The sequence below is a fragment of the Neobacillus drentensis NBRC 102427 genome (assembly GCF_001591445.1).
Lineage (GTDB): Bacteria > Bacillota > Bacilli > Bacillales > Cytobacillaceae > Neobacillus > Neobacillus drentensis.
On the sequence record NZ_BCUX01000118.1, the window covers coordinates 1 to 2845 of the forward strand.

Genomic DNA, 2845 nt, shown 5'->3' on the forward strand with positions numbered 1-2845 from the left:
CCTCACAAGTAAACCCGTTAACAATAATCTGAGGGGGGTTCTTGTTTCCCTTTAAAGCGCTTTGGAGCACGAGGACTATTGCATCAACCAAACGGTTCTTCCAGCTAACTTACCTCGATACCAGGTGGTACTCCCTACTTTCGCAGTAAGCTCCGCTGTGAATTTCTTATTTTTGTACAAAGAAAGCTTCTGAAAAACGACATCTTTCTTCCCGCCCCAAGGCTTGCTGTAGGCGCTGCCTGTTCCTTTGAGGTACAATGTTTTGGCTTTTTGACTTACTACAGCATAGCTAATATTGGATATATCGGAGGATTTTACCCAGCCGACCACATTTGTTCCATTATCACTTTTACTAATTAAATAATAAGTTTGCCCATTGAGCATACCTTTTCTCTTAATATAGTAAACCTTATTGGTATAGGAGGACACCGCCGTAAAGTATGAGCTCGCCCCTAGCTTCTTATAAATCCTGATATTGCTTTTTTTAATATTACCCAAACGGTTTGTTGCACTTTCCAGCGTTTGGGATAGGTAGCCTCCTGAAATCCAGACTGTCTTCCCAGCTAAACTTCCACGGTACCAAGTGTTACTGCCAACCTTTTCAGTTAAATTGACCTTAAATGCTTGGTTTTTATTTTTCAAAAGATCTTTAAAAATGATATCCTTTGTACTGCCCCATGGCTTGCTATAGGCACTGCCTTTGCCGGTTAAATACATTGTTTTCGCATTTTTGTCATAGATAGTATGAGTATAATTAGTTAGATCAGACGATTTTACCCAGCCGATTACGCCTGTAACACTGCTAGGCTGGTTACTAATTAGATAATAGGTTTGATCATTGATGGTCGCCTGTTTCTTAATGTAGTAAACGGTCCCTGTATAAGTTGAACCCGCTTGAATGGCCCCCGTCTGAGTACCAACCGTTTTATAGATCTGGACGTTGCCATTTTTGATCTGTCCTAACCGGCTGGTAGTCTGCTCCACTATTGGGGCCACTCTACTAGAATAAACCCAGACCGTTTTTCCATCGAGATCGCCACGGTACCAAACCATATTTCCAACGGTTTCCGTTCCATTTACTTTAAACTCTTGGTCTTTATAGTTGGAAAGGGAACTATAGATGACATCTTTCTTCATGCCCCATGGCTTGCTATAAGCGCTGCCCTTGCCAGTAACATATAATGTTTTCGATGTAGATTTCACAGTCGATTCTGGATACGAAAGCAAATCAGAGGCCTTTGTCCAGCCAATCACTCCGTCAACACTGCTAGGCTGCTCACTTAGCAGATAATACGTCTGCCCGCTAACAAAAGCTAATTTTTTAATATAAAATGTTTGGTTCGTATACGGTTCACCTGCTGGAGAAGCAGATGCGGTATTATTATAGTCTTGATAAATCATCACCTGGCCGTTTAGGATCTGACCTAATCGATTGGTATTCTCCGTTTTATTTGGAAGTGTTTTATATTTCGTTGTGACTAACTGGACAAACTGATCCCAGCTATAACCCCACTTCTTTAAATAAGCATGCGGATCCGCGTGGTTGGTCCCACCCAAGTGATTGGTGACCGCTGAATGAGTCCAGAGCGTACCTTCGCCTGTTTTTTCAGCGTTTACCACAGGCAAATTATAATCATAAAGCACCGATGCAATGTAATTCCCATAGTTATTAATGGATCGTGCAAATTGATCAAACGTCTTCACTCGCACTAATTCAATATGCACAAATCGTTGATTCGCATAGGAACCCGCACCCCAGGCTCCATAATTCGGGTCATGAATTTCGATTACACGTGAACCATCAGCGAACGCATGCACAAAGGCACTTCGATAGTTTCTCGTCATATAAGCAATCTCACCGGTTATGGTTGAGTTGTTATTTGCCGTCTCATGAGCAACAACGCCCTCCACTTCACCATAACCATTACGATAAGTAAATTTAGTAAATATGCTTTTATGATCATATTCAACCTTAGCAGGGATTAGTTTCTCAGCAGTGATATAATCATTTACTTTGGGGTATGTCGTACCTGCTGCGCTCATGAATGAAGGCTGTACGAAAACAAAAATCAATAGTGACAAGACAGAGATGACTACTTTCCTCATTTTTCCTCCTAGTATAATAGTTTACATGTCTGATAGACTCATAAAATCTATTATACTATGACTGTTATGCTGTTTCTAAGGGGAATTTCGTTTTTTAAAATAATGTTAAAAAATTTGGTGTCAGGCACCAGTGAATTGAAAGAGAGAAGTGCAATATACACCTCTCTCTGGGTTTGGTCATAAAAATGGATCGGTTTGCGGATTTACTGGCGGATAGCCTCTCAACTTGCGGATAGCCTCCTCCAACTTGCAGTTAGCTTGTTTTCACAGCTTCCACGTTGGGAAATCAGTTTCTTTTTGTTTTTCATACTCCTTCATTCTAGAGTAGGAGTGGGATAGTTTTGATAAAATGTACCCTTGAGGGCTTGATGTTTCCTTTTTCTGGCTTAACTCTTGAATTTTTACATTCGTAAACATGTTTGAAATCAGAGCTAAGTTTTCAATCGTGTCCATTAATTCAGGGTTGTCATTGTAATTACTTTTTGCGATAAAATAGATGTAATCAAGTTTGTTCCTTATGCTCTTTAGCGTTTCGATATCAAATTGGTCAGTTGACATTACATTTCACCCCTTATCCTAAAGCATATGGAGCAAAAGGTGATTTGGAACAAAATCTAAAAATAAATATTTAATTCATAACCGTGAAGCTCAAAATAAAAAGCAGAAGTTCAGCCCTAAGGTGAACTTCTGCCTCTTTGATGCTATTTATGCACTCACTTTTGCTTTTTCATGACCAGTG

2 protein-coding genes are annotated in these 2845 nt (G+C 39.9%); both read right to left on the minus strand.

The annotated features are described in order from the left end of the window. Positions 1–75: 75 nt before the first annotated feature. On the minus strand, positions 76–2106 hold the full coding sequence (locus tag BDR01S_RS24365; protein WP_066259234.1) for a peptidoglycan recognition protein family protein: 2031 nt from the start codon (positions 2104–2106) through the stop codon (positions 76–78). A 264-nt stretch (positions 2107–2370) separates the two neighbouring features. Further along, complete coding sequence (locus tag BDR01S_RS24370) at positions 2371–2664, minus strand: hypothetical protein (protein WP_066259239.1); 294 nt, start codon at positions 2662–2664, stop codon at positions 2371–2373. Positions 2665–2845 lie beyond the last annotated feature (181 nt).